Origin of the sequence: Nannocystis exedens, assembly GCF_002343915.1 — a bacterium.
GTDB classification, from domain to species: domain Bacteria; phylum Myxococcota_A; class Polyangia; order Nannocystales; family Nannocystaceae; genus Nannocystis; species Nannocystis exedens.
Genome location: NZ_NETK01000002.1, coordinates 176,096 through 191,678, shown reverse-complemented (window position 1 = coordinate 191,678; position 15,583 = coordinate 176,096). Strand labels below are relative to the sequence as shown.

Below are 15,583 nucleotides of genomic sequence, written 5' to 3'. Positions count from 1 at the left end.
CGCGAGTTGTCCACAAAGCCATTCCCCGGACCGGAAAACTCGCCACCGGCCCGGCGACCGCGGCGCTTTTCGGCCGCGGAGGCACAATTCGCGCTCACGGCGGGGGCTGATCCGCGCCGGGGAAGCTGGGTTCATCCGTCGGTCGCGGGTCGCCCTCGAAGTCGACGTCAGGGTCTCCCCCCTCGAACATCGCCACCCCGTCGAGCTTGGTGCCCGGCACAGGCCGGTACACGCCCGGGATCGCCGCGTCGGCGCCGACGAGCATCGGCACCTCGGCCGTCGCCACCCCGAGGTTGTCGTCGTCGGGCTCGTCGGTCGCGGCCGAGTACGCGGTGTGCGACACGACCTCGACGCCCTCGCAGTTGAAGGTGCTGTACCCGACGGCGTTGAAGGCGATTGAGTTGCGCAGGCTGACCGACTCGACGCCCGGATCGGGCTCGCACTCGACCGACAGCCCGCCGCCGGTGTACGCGTTGTTGCCGACCAGCGTGACGTAGACCAGCGTGGCGGTGGCGCCGCCAGCCAGCGCGAGGCCGCCGCGCGGGTTGTCGGCGTTGGCCTTGTCGCCGTTCTCGGTGATGAAGGTGTTCTCGAGCCGCACCGCGCCGCCGGACACGAACAGGCCCTCGCCGAGGTTCTTGTTCAACGCGCTCGCGCGCACCTGCACGTCGCACCCGACGGCGGAGACGCCGCTGACGTGATGCTGGCGGATCAGGCTGCGATCGATCCACAGCTCGCCCCCGTCGCAGACGACCCCGCTGCCGACGTCGTTGCCGCGGAGCTCGAGCCCGTCGAGGTAGACGCGGGCCTGGTTGCCGAGCCCGAGCGTGGCGTCGCCGTTGCCCAGGATCTCGACGGCGCCGGCGCCCGCGCGGACGATGGCGACCACGCTCGACTCCGGCACGACGAGCGCGCCGTCGTAGACCGCGGGGCGCACCAGGATCGCCTGCGGATCGGCGGCCACCACCCGCGACAGCGCCTCCGCGATCGTACACAGCGGCTCGGCCTCGCTGCCGCTCGCGGCGTCGTCGCAGTCGCCGGCGCCGTCGACCCACAGCGCGCCGTCGGCCGGGAAGCACGCGCCGGTGGCGATGTCGCAGGCGGCGCCGCTGCACTCGTCGTGGCTCGTGCAAGCGTGGCAGGTCTGCGTCTCGGGGTGGCAGACCGGCGTGGTGCCGGTGCAGCCGGACGTGTCGTCCTCGGTGCAGGCGACGCACAGGCCGCTGACCGCGTCGCAGGCGGGCGTGGCCGGATCGACCGCCGCGCAGCTGGCGATCCCGGAGCACGGCACACACTCGCCCAGGGTGCTGCAGTACGGCTCGTCGGACCCGCAGACCGCGTTGGGCTGGCCGTTCGCCGGCTCGCACTCACCCGCCGAGGTGTCGGTCCCCGCGGTGGGCTGGCCCGTGTCCGTGTCCGTGGTCGTGACGCCGGTGCTGGTGTCGTCGAGCGGCACGCAGATCTTCGAGGCGCACACGAGGTTGCCGTCGCAGGTGCCGCCCGGGGTGCACTGGCAGCCGACGCTGCCGACCAGGCACTCGGTGTCCCCGGTGGTGGTGTCGTCGCCCTCCGTGGTCGTCGCGGTCGGGCCCGTGCATGCGACGCCGAGGGAGACGCCGAATCCGAGCCACAGGGCCACATGCGCTGGCGAGAGCCGCATCATTCGCTCGAGTATTCCCGTTCGCCGGCCCGGTCGCAACCTGTCCCCGAGGACACTTCATGAAAGCGCGCACGCGCGGGCCCGCGCGCCGCGATCGAGCGCGCGAGCACGACGAACGCTGCGCAGGGTCGCCGCGCTCGCCGTCGACGTCGCTCGCACGACGTCGCCGTCGATCACGGCAAGCGATCGGCGCCGGCCCAGTCGGGCGCGAGGTCGACGTCGGGCCGCGGGTCGCCGTCGTAGTCGACCGCAGGATCGTCGGTGCGCCAGCGCCCCAACTCCGCGAACGGCGCTCCGGCCTTGACGTGGAAGTCGCCACTCGCGGCGTCCTTGAACCACGCCGACTGCGCCGAGACCTCGACCGTCACGTTGCGACCGGCGAGCAGGTTGCTGTCGACGAGGCTGTCGCTGGCGGTCGCGCCGTCGCAGCTGACCGAGGTCGCCTGCGACTGACCGAACAGCACCACGTTGCGAAGGGTGACCGGGCCGGGGTCGGCGCAGTGGAGCGAGTCGGCGGTCGCGTCGCTGTTGTTGCCGATGATCGTCGAGTAGACGATGTCGAGCTCGCCGCCGCTGACGACGTGGACGCCGCCGTACTGCGAGAAGTTGCCGCCGTTCGAGGTGACGAAGCTGTTCTCGATCCGCGCCTTCCCCTTGTCGACCTTGATCCCGCCGCCCGGGTTCGCGTAGAGGCGCGAGCGCCGGATCTGCAGCGTACAGCCGATCGCGTCGACCGCCACCGACTCGCGCGACGAGAACTCGACCCTGTCGGTCCACACCTCGGCGTTGAGGCACACCAGCCCGTTGCCGGCCGACATCGAGCTGCCGACGAAGCGCAGGTCCTTGAGGTAGACGCGGGCGTCGTCGTTGACGAGCAGCGCGTCGACGTCGACGTCGATCGTCGCCGACCCGCCCTCGCCGGCGATGGCGACGATGAGGTTGCTGCCGACGTCGATCTTGGTCTTGTAGGTCGTCGGCCCCGACCGCACACGCACGATCGTCGGCGTGTCGGTCGGGATCGTCGCGATGGCGTCCTGGATCTCGCAGAACGGGGCCTCTTCGCTGCCGTCGCCGTCGCAGGCGGCCTGGCGATCGACCCACAGCGCGTCCTCGAAGCAGGCGCCGGTGGCGATGTTGCACGCGCCGCTCGGGCACTGCTCGTGGGCGACGCAGCTGGTGCAGGCGTTCGCGGCGGGGTCACACACCGGCGTGTTGCCGCCGCAGGCCGAGGCGTCGGCCTCGGTACACTCGACGCACAGGCCCGAGGCGGCGTCGCACGCCGGCTTGGCGGCGTCGACGTCGGCGCAGCTCGTCAGGCCCGAACAGTCGGCGCACACGCCCTCGGCGAGGCAGTACGGCGCGGTGTCGGGGCACTGCTGCGAGACCCCGGGGCCGTCGTCGCACTGCGGGGTCTCCGTGGTCATCGAGCCCTCGGTGGGGTCCGTCGTGCCCGGCTCGGTCTCGGTCGCCGTGGTCGGCGTCGACGAGCCCGTCGTCAGCGTCGCGTCGGAGGTCGCGTTGCTGTCCTCGACGCAGTAGCCCGACGCGCACACGAGGCCCGGGTCGCAGCCGTTGGCCTCGCACACGCAGTTGAGCGAACCGGGCTGACAGGCGTCGCTGTCGCTCTCGGACGAGGTTTCGGTCTGCGGGCCGCCCGGCGTACACGCCGCGGCGAGGAAGCCGAGGCCGAGGCCCAACCAGAGGCCCCGACAAGACAAGGGGATACGCATGGTCCCGCCAGTATCTCCAACGGTTTCGCGGGCCGCAACGCGAGCCGTTCGCGCGCCCATGCGCAAGCGCCGACGCGCGAGCGCGTGCGCGCGAGCGCGCACGCGTCACGGGCCCATGACGTCGGCGCCGACGTAGTCGATCTGGTTGTCCTTGGCCGTGCGCGCCTGGCCGTCGAAGTCGACCCGCGGATCGCCCTTCGTCCAGATGGCGAGCGCGAGGTCCTCGGGCGAGCCCATGGGCGGCTCGGGATTAATCGGTTTCGCACCCGTGATCGTGTTGGTGTTGAAGTACTGGAGAATGTCCTCGCTGGCCTTCTTGTGGTTGCCCATCTTGAACTCTTCGCTGTCGAGCAGGGTCTTCTGGAAGGTCAGCTTGGCGGTGCACTTGATCGACATCGCGTTGCCCATCTGCTTGCGGCCGATGACCGAATTGCGGATGAGGCCGTCCACGGTGTCGCCGACGCAGTGGATCGAGTCGCCGCGGGCGAACATGTCGTTCAGGTCGACCTCGGCGTTGTTGCCGAGGATCCCGCTGAAGACGATGTCGAGGGTGGCGTTCTCGGCGAAGATGCCGCCGCCGCCGTCGCTCTGCACGTGCTGGTTGTCCGAGATGTAGCTGTTGATCATGTGGAGCTCGCAGTGCTGCTCGGCGCAGTTGAGCTCCACCCCCTCGGTCCGGCTCTTGTAGATGCTCGAGCGGCGCAGGTAGACGTCGCACCCGAACGAGCGGATGCCGGAGCCGCGAGTGTCGCGGATGTAGCTGTCGTCGAGGAACACGCTCGAGTTCTGCAGGCAGCCGATGCCGACCGCGTTGTCGTCCTGGTTGCTGATGCTGTAGATGCTGAAGTTGTTGACGTAGGCGACGACGTTGGCGCCGACGGTCATGACGGCCCCGTTCGACTGCAGCCGCGTGTACTGCAGCTGGCTCAGCTCCTGCTGCGGGAAGCTGCCCTCGTGGACGAACGCGTAGCTGATCGGCTCCCCGACGTCGACCGACGGGATGTGGATGTCGCCGTGGAACGTGGCGGCGTCGGTGTCGAGGAATTTGAAGGTCCAGCCGCTGGTCGGCCCCTCCCACTGGGCGTGCTCGATCGCCAAATTGGCGTTGCAGTACGGCGCCTGTTCGTAGCCGCCCTGGGGCACCTTGTTGGTGCACTCCTGCTGGCCCTCGGTGCCGTGGCGGACGTAGATCACCTGGTCGATCGGGAAGCACTCGCGCTTCAGGATGTCGCACGCGGTGTCGGGGCAGTGGCTGTGCTCGAAGCAGCCCTCGCAGGTGTTGTTGACCGGGTTGCACGCCGGCGTCGCCCCGGTGCAGAGCGACTGGTCGTCGACCGTGCAGGCGACGCACTGGCCGTCGTCGGGGTTGCAGATCGGCTTGTCCGGGTCGACGATCGCGCAGCCGTCGGGCGGCAGCACGGTGCAGCCGCCGCACACGCCGGCGTCGGAGCAGAACGGCTGCTGCGGGTCGATGTCCATGCACTCGACGTTCGGCTGGCCGTCGTCCGGGTTGCACGGCGTCACCGGGCCGGTCGTGGAGGTGTCGCTGGCCGTCGTACCGGGCTCGACCGTGGTGGTCGCCGTGGTCTCGTCAGGGCCGGACTCGCTGGTCGTGGTCTGCTCGGCGGGCTCGCACTTGTTGTCCGGCGAGCAGCTGAGCCCCTCGTTGCAGGCGCCACCTTGCGTACACGCACAGCCGAGGTCGCCGATCGGGCAGTCGTCGCTGCTGGTGCTGGTCGTCTGGACCTGTCCTCCCGTCGTCGGGTCGCTGTCGGTGTCCGTGGCCGCCGGCGAAGTCGGACACGCGCCGAGGACGAAGGTGGAGGCGAGGTACGTCACATAAGACCAGGCACGGGGTGAACGCATGGCAAGTTCGATTATCGCTCACCCTCCCGTGCCGGACAACCGCCCTCGCGCAGGGAGCCGGCCGAACCACGTATCTGGCCCACACTTCGCCAGGCCACCTGAACGAACAATCAGGCGGCTACGCGGGCTCCGGCTGCAGCCCTGGCCGGAAATCTCTGCGCGCCGCCGCACCCACATCTAGAGCGGCTGCCGGGCGCCGGCGAAGCTGGGCTCTTCGGTGGGGATCGGCGTGAGACCGGTGAAGTCGAACCGCGGATCGCCCTCCCCCCACATCGCGGTGTCCTCGAGCGGGTCCATGACGTTGTCGCTGTCCTTGGGCGTGTAGACGTCCTGGACCGGCGCGTTGAACCACTGCGACATCAGGCTGTCGGCCATCGCGCCGTCGGGGACCTCTTCGAAGCGCCCGTTCTCGAACGTGAGCCGCTCGTCCATGTCGTTGCAGTTGGTGAGCTTGGTGACGCCCACCACCGCGGAGTTGCGGAGCACGATGTCCTGGCCGTTGCCCACGCAATTGAAGGTCGACACGGTGTTGACGACCCTGTTGAGTGCGATGGTCGAGTACGTGATGTGGGCCTTGGCGTTGGTCAAGAAGTTGAAGGCCGGGTGCTGGGCCGTCGGCGCGCCGTTCTCCAGGATGAAGCTGTTCTCGATCCGCACGTCGCTGTTGGCGACCTGCATCGCCGCGCCGCAGCGCAGGATCTTCGAGCGGTGGACGGACACCTTGCACGAAGAGGCGTCGATGGCCCGCGCCGAGTTGATGCCGTTGCCCTCCCAGATCGCGTCATGGGCCCACAGCGAGCCGCCGGCGCACTTGACGAGAGAGCCCTGGCCGAAGCGCAGCTTGACCCCCGACAGGTACAGCCGGCTGTTGAGGCCGAGCGACACCGGGGTGCCGAGGATGTCCTGGCCGTTGATCTCGGGCACCGTCGCCTTGTGCTTGACGATCGCCACCACGCTGTTCTCCGGCACGGCCAGACCGCCGGGCGGGGTGGTGCTGGCGATCAGACGGATGGTGACCTTGGCCGCGTTGAGCGGGACGTCGGTGAGCTTGCAGAACGGGTCGTTCTCGGTCAGGCCGGTCTTGGCCTGGCAGTCGATCTTGCCGCCCTGGACGTAGAATACCGAGCCCTCCGTGTCGGGGAAGCAGCTGCCGTCGAAGATGTCGCAGGCCGTGGTGCCGCACTGCGAGTGCTCGGTGCACGGGGCGCACTCGTGGGTCTCTTCGTCGCACACCGGGGTGTTGCCGGTGCACAGCTGCGCCACGTCCTTCGTGCACTCGACGCACTTGCCCGAGACCTCGTCGCAGGCCGGGGTGGCGGCGTCGACGTCGGCGCAGGTCTTGTCCTGCGGCAGCGAGGTGCACCAGCCGCACTGACCGGCGGCGACGCAGTACTGCTCGCCGCAGTTCGGGTCGTTGAGGTTCATCGGGTCGCACATCGTCTCGATCGTGGTCTCCGGCGCCTCGGTGGTGCTGGTGTCGGTCGTCGTCTCCGTCGTCGTCTCGGTGGTCGACGTCGGGCCCATGGTCGTGACGCCGACCGTCGTGCTGTCGGTGGTGGTCTCGGTCGTGTCGGTGCCCGTCGGCACCGTCGAGGGGCCGTCGGTGGGACCGATCGTGCCGGGCTCGGTGCTGGTGCCGATCGTGCCGCTGTCGCGGCACTGCGGCTCGATCGAGTCGGCCTCGCCCTCGGGCACGCAGCCGTTGTTGTCGGCCGCGCACACGTTGCACACGAAGCCCGCGGGACACGGGTTGTCGGCCCCGTTCTGGTGGTAGCCGCAGTGCGCGGTGTTGGTGATGAAGCAGCCGCCCGCGAACCCGATCAGCGCGCCCGCTCCGAGCAGCAGCGACAGCGTTCGCACCCCGAGACCACGCAAACCAAGCTCCGACATAATGACCTCTAGCCTCGACCCCGCAGGGTATCAGAAGCGGCCGGACCACTGCAGCCCGACCACGCCCGCGCCGAAGCTGGGTACGAGCGCGGTCTGCGAAGCGCGGGCCTTGCGGTGGCCGACGACGAACAATGCCACGCCGGCGAGCGCCGCCGCGCCGCCGATTCCGAGCGTCACGTACCCCGGAACCGTGGTGCTGCGCAGCTCGTAGCCGATGTTCGGATCGATCTGGCGATCGGGCAGCACCGCGAGGCCGATGCCGACGCCGATGCCGACCACGCCGGCCGCCATCAGGCCGATGCCCGCCTTGCACAGCGGGTGCATCGGCGACGCGTCCGCGCCCGGGCCCGCTGCGGCTTCAGGAGCGCCCGGCGTCGCAGCCCCGGCCTCGGCGCTCGGCGGCGCCGCGGCGGCCTCGGCCTGCTTGTTGTCGGCGTCGACCTTGGCGTTGTACTCGTCGATGTAGACGCGCAGCTGCTGCAGCGCGAGGCGAGCGTCGGTGCCGACCTTCTCGACCAGCTCCTTCTCGATGCAGTCGACGCACTCGCCGCGCAGGCTGCCGCCCGAGATGGCCTGGTCGCTGCCGTGGCGCACGTCGATGGTGTAGCTCCACCCGATCGCGTCGCCACCGAGCTCGCTGACCTTGATGGCGACCTGCGGCAGGCCGGCGTCCTTGCCCTCGGTGATGTTGAACGCCTTCATCGCGTCGACCACCCGGGCCTGGATCCGCGGGTTCATCAGCTGCCCCTCTTCGCCGGCGGCCGCGGTGTCGATGGCGACCGAGGCCGACGCGGCCAGGCGCTCGCGCTTGGCCGGAGGCGGCTTGGGCACGCCGCGCGAGGCCGGCGGCAACAGGACGCGTTCGGCCTGCGCCGGCTGCGACGGCGCGCTACGGCAGACCCCAGGCGCAGGCGAGAGGACGAGCGAGAGGGCGACCAGGATCGAGGCGTACATGAGCGCGGGGGGACCCAAAGGGCCGGGAGCGGCGGGCTAGGGTGACACCACCTGCCCCGCCCTGACAAGGGAGGCGCCAATTATGGCCCCACACCTCCCCGCGCGTCCACTTCTCAGAGGCTTCGGGCGGCGCGCGTTCGCGCCTTGATCCCGGCGCGATCACGCAGGACCGAACCGGCGCGCTACCCGGCCTCGCGGCGCTCGCAGAACTTGACCCACTTGACCACGTCCGCGTCGGTCTGTCCGCGACCCGCGCGGGCGCACTCCTTCCACTTCTCGAGCTCCTTGTACGCGTAGGTCTTGAGCTTGGCCGACTCCGCCTTGCTCTTCCAACAACCTGGCTCTGCGTTCAGGTAGCGCAGCATCTCGGCCGGCTTGCCGCCGGCGCGGGCCGACTTGACCTTGTCCAGCGTCTGCTTGCAGAACTCGCTGTTGGGGTCGCGGCCGGGCTTCGGGTCGCTGCCTCGCTTGCCGGGGTCCTTGTCGCCCTTCTCGTCCTTGCTGTCGCCGTCGGTGTCGCCGGCCTTCTCGGGCTCTTTGGTCGCGGGCGGGTTGAGGAGCTTGGGGTCGACGACCACCGCGCCCCACTGCGGGTTGCTCTTCTTGGCCGGCGGGTCGATCGTCGGCTGCGGCGGCTTGTTCACCGGCTCGCCGGGGGTCTTGATGGCGACCTCGCCGCCCTCGTCGCCGGCGCCCTCCTCGGTGCTCGGGCCTGCCTCCAGGCCAGGTGCCGCCGTTCGTGTTCGTCACGACCATGGCCCGCGAGAGCGACCGCTACTGGGGCCTGCGCAACGGCGCCCACGGCTACGTCATGAAGCCGTACGAGGACGACCTGCTGCAGGCGCGCATCCGCGACGTCCTGCGCGAAGTCCAGCCGGAGAAGTTCGGCCTGCTGTGATCCGCGTCGGCGGTCGGCGGGCGTGGCGACGCGCTCCGCAGCGCCCGCACGGCGGCGAAGCTCGGCGATGCGCGCTGGAGCGAAGCGACATGTCCGAATCGACATGTACGCTCGGACATGCTGCAGGCGGCGGGTCGGCGACGTACGCCGGAGCGGAGTGACATCTCCGAATCGACATGGACGCTCGGACATGCCGCAGGCGGCGGGTCGGCGACGTACGCCGGAGCGGAGTGACATCTCCGAATCGACATGGACGCTCGGACATGCCGCAGGCGGCGGGTCGGCGACGTACGCCGGAGCGGAGTGACATCTCCGATCGACATGGACGCTCGGACATGCCGCAGGCGGCGGATCGGCGACGTACGCTGGAGCGGAGTGACATGTCCGAAGCGACATGCGCGCCGGGGGTGGCCCGCGCGGGCGAGCGCGGATCGGCCACGCGCTGGAGTGACATGCCCGCCGGCCATGCCCTCTCGGACACGCTCGCGCGGGCGGGCGGGAGGTCGGCGGCGCGCGCTAGCGCCAAAGGACATGTCCAAAGCGCCATGCACGTCGGGACATGCCCTATTGGACAACTTATAGGGCGCCCGCTCGACCGCGCGCGTCCCCTGCCCGCTAGCAGCCCTGCGGCGGGGCGTCGATCGCCGGCGTCCCGTCGGTCGCCAGCACGGCGGACTGCGACACCGACGCGCCGCATTGCCAGCCGACCACCGCCGCCTTGCACTGCGAGCAGGTGACGTTGTCGAGGCGGAGCTCGGCGGGCGCCTCGACCCACACCGCCGGCTCCGCGCCGGTCTGATACAGCAGCACGTGCTGCAGCGTGCTGGCCAGCGACTTGCCGTGCAGCTTGATGCCCTTCCACCCCCCCGCGGTCGCCCTGAACTCGATCGGCGCGTCCGCGGTGCCCTGCGCCAGCAGAGCCGCCGGCGCGTCGGCGCCGACGACCAGCGCCGCCTCGGGCCCGGCGAGCACGCGGAGACCTGTCTCGAGGGTCAGCTCGGCGTCGACCCGGACCTCGCCGGTCAGCTCGAGCGGCGCACCGTGGGCCGCCCACGTCGCCTTGGCGGCGACCGGACCGGGCGTGACCAGGATCCGCCCGTCGCTGTCGAACGCGTTGCCCTCCCCGAGCGCGCCGACCAGGTTCGCCGGCAGCTCGACCGCGCGCCGCGTCGCCGCGAAGCGGTTGTCGGCGAACGCCCGCAGCGTCGCCGCGCCGCGGACCAGCACGCCGGCCTTGTTGCTGCGGAACGTCGTCTCGCGCAGCGACAGCGCCCCGTCCTCGACGACCAGCGCGGCGCTGCCCTCGTCGCCGCCGCCGCCGAACTCGAAGGCCGCGTGCTCGAGCTCGGCCTCGCCGCGGGCCCAGATCCGCAGCCCGCCCCACCCGCCGGCCTGGCGGCGGTCGCCGGCCGTGAAGGTGATCGGCGCCTCGCTCGTGCCGCGCGCCACCAACCCGCCATCGGCGCTGCTGCCGATCGACAGCCGGCCCTCCGGCCCGAACCGCAGCTCTGTCCCCGGGGACAGGTTCAGGACCGCCCGCTCCGGACCGGCGCCGTCGACCCGCACCTCCTCGTTCAGCCGCAGCGGCACGCCCGGGTTGGGCCAGGTCGTCGACTTGGCGACGTCGCCGCCGAGCACCTGGACCACCGCCTCGCCGTCGTAGCGGTTGCCGCCGGCGAGCCCGACCAGCCCCGCCGGCGGGGCCACGATCGCCGCCTTCGAGCCGAGCTTGCGCAGCGTGTTGCCGGCGAACGCCGAAAGGCTGCCCGCGCCCGCGATGCGGATCGCCGGCCCCGGGGCCTCGCGGATCGTCGAGCCCTCGAGCGCCACCTCGGCCGCGGCGAGCAGCAGCGCGCGCTCCTCGGTGCCCGCGAACTCGATCACCGCGCCCTTGATCTGCGAGCGCGCCGCCTTGTCCCCCAGCTCGACGCCCCGCCACGCGCCCGCCGCCTTGTCGCTGGCCGACGTCAGCGTCACCGGCTCCTCCGGCGTGCCGACGACCAGCAGCTTCGCCGTCTCGGACGCGCCCACGATCAGCGCCGCGCCGTCCTTGAACTGCAGCGTCGCGCCGGCCTCGAGCGTGAGCGAGCCGTTGTCGACCCGGTAGTCCTCGACCACCGTGACCGGCCCGCAGTCCTTCGAGATCACCCGATCGATCTGCGTCTCCGCGCCCCCGAGCGTGCGCGGGCACTCCGTCACGCGCGCGGCTCCGGGGGTGATGCCGCCGGCCGCGCTGCGCGGCGCCTCGGCGATCGCAGGCGTGGCCGCGGGCCTGGCCTCCTTGGCCGGCTCGGCCTCCGGCTTGGTGCAAGCGGTGACGGACAGCGCGAGCGCGGCGAGCGGGGCGAGCCTCATGGCCGGCGGTTTTAACCCGGCCGCGCGCGCGCCAGCAAGGTCGCCTGCACTCGCGCGTCCGCGGCCGGGGCGCCCGGGCGCGGGGCCGTGGTTGTCCTTTCGGACATAGCGCATGGAACCTGTTCTTTCAGACAGGCCATCGGCTGACTCGCGGTCGCCCCCCGACGCTGGCTTCGCGGACCCCGCACTGTCTCACGTGCGCGCCCGCACACGGCCTCACACCTGCCCGCGCGGCGAAGCTTGCCGCCCCCGCCGCCACGCACGGCGGGGTTGTGGTCTATCCTGGTGGCGTACGCGCCTCAGGCGCAGACGGACGAAGCCGAGACATGGATACCCACGATCCGAGCCGCGCAGAGTCTGCTTCCCCTGCCCGACCGTCCGATGGGAGCGCCGAAGCCCGGCCCGAGAGCGGCCGCCTGCGCGACTTCCCGCTGCCCGAGCTGCTGTGGCAGTTCCACAGCGAGGGCCGCACCGGCTGCCTGCGCCTGCGCAAGGGCGCGCTCGAGAAGACCCTGTGGATGGTCGCCGGGGGGCCGGTGTTCGCCCGCAGCAACGAGGCCGGCGACCGCCTCACCGACCGCCTCCTGGCCCGCGGCCTGCTGACGCGGGCGCAGTACGACCAGGCCCAGGACCTGCTGGCGCGCTCGAGCGGCAAGCGGATCGGCGAGGTCCTGCTCGAGAACGGCCTGATCCGCGAGCGCGAGCTCAACGAGGCGCTCGGCGAGCAGATCCTGCGCATGATCGAGTCGATGTTCTCGTGGAACGAGGGCAGCTGGCAGTTCGAGCCCGGGCCCTGCGCCGACCGGATCGTCCTCGACCGCTCGACCGCCGCCATCCTCATGAGCGCGGCCCGGCACCGGATCCCGCTGCGCCGCCTGTGGGACGCGATCGGCGATCATCACCAGCTGCCGCGCCTCGCCTACGAGCACCGCACCGACGACGGGCGCGCCGAGCTGACCGCCACGCTCATGCTCGAGCCGAGCGAGTCGGCCTGGCTGGCGCGGCTCGACGGCTCGCGCTCGCTCGCCGAGCTGCTCGACGACTTCGACGTCGACGAGCACGAGCTGCTGGCCCTGCTCTACACGCTGCGCCTGCTCGGGCACCTGCAGCTCGAGCTCGGCGGCGTGCCGGCGCTCGCGTTCCAGCGGTGAACGGCCGGCGCGAGCCGCCTCTGCGGCAGTGCGGTCTTGGGGACATGCTCGCTTGAACATGCCCGCATGAGCATGCGTGACCGGACATGTGCATGGCGACATGTCCGTTCGCTCATGCCTCCCGCCGCTCCCCCTCGTCTTCGCGCCACTCGACCGCGCCGGTGAGCGCCGCGAACCGCTCGGCGTGCTCGCTCAGCCTGGCCTGCAGCCCCTCGGGCACGCGCCCCTCCAGCGCCGCCGCGACCGCGCGGAAATACCACAGCTGCTTCGGCGCCGGCGCGTTGAAGCGCGCGAGGGTCGCGACCCCGTGGAGCTCGAGGTCGACGAGCAGCGTCGAGGTGTTGTGCAGCTTGTCGCAGGCGATCACCAGGGCGCTGCGCGGCTGGATGATCCGCAGCCGCTCGAGGTACGCGCGCTTGCGGACCAGCCACGGCCGCTTGTTGCCCGGCGTGTCGTCCGCGTAGGTGTCGGTGCAGTCGGCGACGATGCCGCCGACCCCGGGACCGAACGCGGCAGTCACCTCGTCGAGGCTCACCGGCGTGTCCTCGACGACGTCGTGCAGCAGCGCCGCGGCGGCCTGCTCGAGGTCGCCGCCCCATTCAAGGACGAGCCCGCTGACCTGCAGGAGATGGCTGACGTACGGGATCGTGGTGCCCTTGCGCGTCTGGTCGCCGTGGGCGACCGCCGCGAACTCGAGCGCCCGCGCCAGCAGTGGACGGTCGGCTGCCATGCCCGTCACTTTAGCGCACGGCTCCGCTATGCTGCCGCCCATGCTCCGCTCGCTCGCGCTCCTCGCCCTGGTCGCCGTCGCCTGCGACTCGTCCTCCTCCACCCCCGCGAAGCCCGCCCAACCCGAGGTCGCCAAGGCCGCCCCGGCCGATTCGAAGCCGAGCCCGGTCGCCGCCGCCGAGGGCCCCGTCATCGACCACACCGTCGAGACGCTCGACGGCGGCCAGCAGAAGCTCGGCGACCTCCGCGGCAAGGCGATCCTGCTCGTCAACACCGCCTCCGAATGCGGCTTCACCCCCCAGTACGCCAAGCTGCAGGAGCTCTACGGCCGCTACAAGGACCGCGGCCTGGTCGTGCTCGGCTTCCCCTCGAACGACTTCGGCGGCCAGGAGCCGGGCGACGCGGCCCAGATCAAAAACTTCGTCGCCAGCAAGTTCGCCGTCGACTTCCCGATGATGAACAAGGTCCACGCGAAGGGCCCCGAGATCGCGCCGATCTACAAGACCCTGACCGAAGAGACGCCCGAGGGGATCCGCGGCGAGGTCAAGTGGAACTTCACCAAGTTCCTCATCGACCCGAAGGGCCACGTGGTCGCCCGCTTCGAGTCCCCGGTCGACCCGCTCGCGCCCGAGGTGACGGCGGCGATCGAGAAGGTCCTGCCGGCGGCCGGCTGATTCGGAGGGGCGAGCCGCGCGGCTCGTCGCAGGGCGGGCCGGGACCTGTCCCGGCGGACAGGCCGAGCTGTCTCCTCGGACATGTCCTTCGCTCGTCCCCCGCGGATGAACCATCGGCGGGGCCGGTCGCTCGCCGCGGCCCGATGAGCCACGAACGGCGAGGCCGTGAGCCGTCGCGGCCGGCACGCGGCCTCAATCGTCGTCGGCGTCGGGCGGCGGCGGGTCGAGGCGGGTGTGCTGGCGCGGGACCAGGTACGGCGGCAGCTCGGCGACCATGAACTCCTCGAGGTCGTCGAGGGCGGTCGAGCCGGTCGCGCGGTAGCGCAGGTGGACGAAGGGGTTGCCGTCGACGTCGTACTCGACCTCGGCCTCGGCCTCGGTGATCCGCCGGTGCTTGCGCATCGCGGCCTCGATGCTGCGCAGGCTGGCGCGACGGCCCTCGAGGTTGACGAGGCTGTCCGTTCGGCCAGGTACCTCGCCGAGCGAGCCGACCGAGTTGAAGTGGCCGGCGTAGCCGGTGTGGATCCACGCCGTCTCGCCGGCGACCGGGCCGCCGGGCTCGCCGGCCGCCAGCAGCGGGCGCGTGCGCACCGGGTGAGGCGAGCGCGCCAGCACCTCGTGGCCGCCGTCGCTGGCCTTGCCGGGCCGCAGCTCGACGCCGGGCGACGGCTCGAAGCGCTCGCCGCGGGCCATGACGCGGGTGCCGAGGATCCCGATCTCCTCGAGGCACAGCAGCTGCACCGGCGGCGCGCCGAACACCTGCTTGAGCAGCTTGCCGTGCGAGGTCGCGATCGTGGCCTGCGGGATCACGGCCAGCAGCTCGCGCTCGGCCCCCGCGGCCTTGAGCGCGCGGGCGGTGCGTTGCAACGAGTAGAGCAGGTCGACCACGACCAGCCGCTCGTAGGTGCCGAGCGGCGGCAGCACCGACTCGAGCGTGGGGTTGTCGGCCATCGCCAGCCGCGCCTCGGAGGCCAGCCAGCCGAGCACCACCGCGTCGAAGAAGCGCGGGCTGGTGAACGCCTGCGAGCATGCGAGGTGGGTGCCCGCCCCGAGCTCGAGCCGCGCCGCGGCGGTCTCGCCGATCCAGCGCAGGTGCGCGCCGCTGCGGAAGATGTCGTGGACCGCCCCGTTGGGGCTGACCGCCTCGAGGATGAACTCGGTGTCCCCGGGCACCACCTCGCGCAGGTCGGTCGGCGGCTCGAGCACGTCGACCTCGAGCAGCGAGCCGCTGAGCTTGCGGCGCGAGTGCAGCGTGTAGCCCTCGGGGTACTCGAGCGGCGAGTTCTCGAGCCCGCGCGGGCGCCGGAGCACGGCGCGGATCGGGATCCGGCGCGCGGCCGCCAGCAGGCTGCGGTCGCCGTTGGCCGGATCGACCGGCATCGCGATCGCCCCGAGCTTGCTCACCGCGAGCAGCAGGATCACGAACTCGGCCACGTTGCCCATGCTGAGCGCGACCACGTCGCCGGCCCCGACCTTGAGGCCGGCCAGCTCGCGGGCCCGCTTGTCGGCGCGGATGATGAGCCCGCGGCGGCTGAGCGTCGTGTCTTGACTGTCGAGCGAGCGCTGACTGCCCGCTCGCGGCACGGCCTCTTCGAGCCAGCGGTAGAACTGTCCGGCGTCGGAGGCGGTCATGCGTGCCGCCTCCGGGCGCCACGCCGTCGCGGTGTGTTCACCAT

At 71.5% G+C, this 15,583-nt stretch carries 12 protein-coding genes; 3 read left to right on the top strand and 9 right to left on the bottom strand.

Translation table 11 applies throughout. From position 1 onward, the window contains the following. Positions 1–94 precede the first annotated feature (94 nt). The 6 genes from NAEX_RS44790 to NAEX_RS44765 all read right to left on the bottom strand — a co-directional run bounded on the left by NAEX_RS44790 (position 95) and on the right by NAEX_RS44765 (position 8,744). On the bottom strand, positions 95–1,639 hold the full coding sequence (locus NAEX_RS44790; RefSeq protein WP_096334060.1) for a hypothetical protein: 1,545 nt from the start codon (positions 1,637–1,639) through the stop codon (positions 95–97). Between the two features lie 194 nt (positions 1,640–1,833). After that, positions 1,834–3,390 carry a hypothetical protein gene (locus NAEX_RS44785; protein ID WP_143825772.1) on the bottom strand — a complete coding sequence of 519 codons (1,557 nt, stop codon included), beginning with the start codon at positions 3,388–3,390 and terminating at the stop codon, positions 1,834–1,836. Positions 3,391–3,495: 105 nt separating this feature from the next. Beyond that, positions 3,496–5,256, bottom strand: a complete 1,761-nt coding sequence (locus NAEX_RS44780; protein ID WP_143825771.1) for a right-handed parallel beta-helix repeat-containing protein — start codon at positions 5,254–5,256, stop codon at positions 3,496–3,498. Positions 5,257–5,433: 177 nt separating this feature from the next. Further along, positions 5,434–7,116, bottom strand: coding sequence for a hypothetical protein (locus tag NAEX_RS44775; protein WP_096334057.1), 1,683 nt, complete (start codon positions 7,114–7,116; stop codon positions 5,434–5,436). Between the two features lie 60 nt (positions 7,117–7,176). Next, on the bottom strand, positions 7,177–8,100 hold the full coding sequence (locus tag NAEX_RS44770) for a hypothetical protein (RefSeq protein ID WP_096334056.1): 924 nt from the start codon (positions 8,098–8,100) through the stop codon (positions 7,177–7,179). A 182-nt stretch (positions 8,101–8,282) separates the two neighbouring features. Next, positions 8,283–8,744, bottom strand: coding sequence for a hypothetical protein (locus tag NAEX_RS44765; RefSeq protein ID WP_096334055.1), 462 nt, complete (start codon positions 8,742–8,744; stop codon positions 8,283–8,285). Between the two features lie 95 nt (positions 8,745–8,839). On the opposite strand from NAEX_RS44765, the gene NAEX_RS51735 reads away from it, so the two are divergent. Beyond that, the gene (locus NAEX_RS51735) at positions 8,840–8,998 is read left to right on the top strand and encodes a hypothetical protein (RefSeq protein WP_177325860.1); all 159 of its coding nucleotides are present in this window, start codon (positions 8,840–8,842) and stop codon (positions 8,996–8,998) included. Positions 8,999–9,613: 615 nt separating this feature from the next. Here NAEX_RS51735 and NAEX_RS44760 read toward each other — a convergent pair. After that, positions 9,614–11,353: a hypothetical protein gene (locus NAEX_RS44760; protein ID WP_096334054.1), complete on the bottom strand. Its 1,740-nt coding sequence runs from the start codon at positions 11,351–11,353 to the stop codon at positions 9,614–9,616. A gap of 326 nt (positions 11,354–11,679) precedes the next feature. On the opposite strand from NAEX_RS44760, the gene NAEX_RS44755 reads away from it, so the two are divergent. Next, the gene (locus NAEX_RS44755; protein WP_096334053.1) at positions 11,680–12,504 is read left to right on the top strand and encodes a DUF4388 domain-containing protein; all 825 of its coding nucleotides are present in this window, start codon (positions 11,680–11,682) and stop codon (positions 12,502–12,504) included. 112 nt (positions 12,505–12,616) lie between these two features. Here NAEX_RS44755 and NAEX_RS44750 read toward each other — a convergent pair whose 3' ends face one another. After that, positions 12,617–13,234, bottom strand: a complete 618-nt coding sequence (locus tag NAEX_RS44750; protein WP_170136566.1) for an HD domain-containing protein — start codon at positions 13,232–13,234, stop codon at positions 12,617–12,619. Positions 13,235–13,274: 40 nt separating this feature from the next. Between NAEX_RS44750 and NAEX_RS44745 the strand changes: the two genes are divergently transcribed. Continuing rightward, positions 13,275–13,907, top strand: a complete 633-nt coding sequence (locus NAEX_RS44745) for a glutathione peroxidase (protein WP_096334051.1) — start codon at positions 13,275–13,277, stop codon at positions 13,905–13,907. A gap of 192 nt (positions 13,908–14,099) precedes the next feature. On the opposite strand, the gene NAEX_RS44740 is transcribed toward NAEX_RS44745, so the two are convergent. After that, the gene (locus tag NAEX_RS44740; protein WP_096334050.1) at positions 14,100–15,539 is read right to left on the bottom strand and encodes an AMP-binding protein; all 1,440 of its coding nucleotides are present in this window, start codon (positions 15,537–15,539) and stop codon (positions 14,100–14,102) included. Between the last annotated feature and the right edge of the window lie 44 nt (positions 15,540–15,583).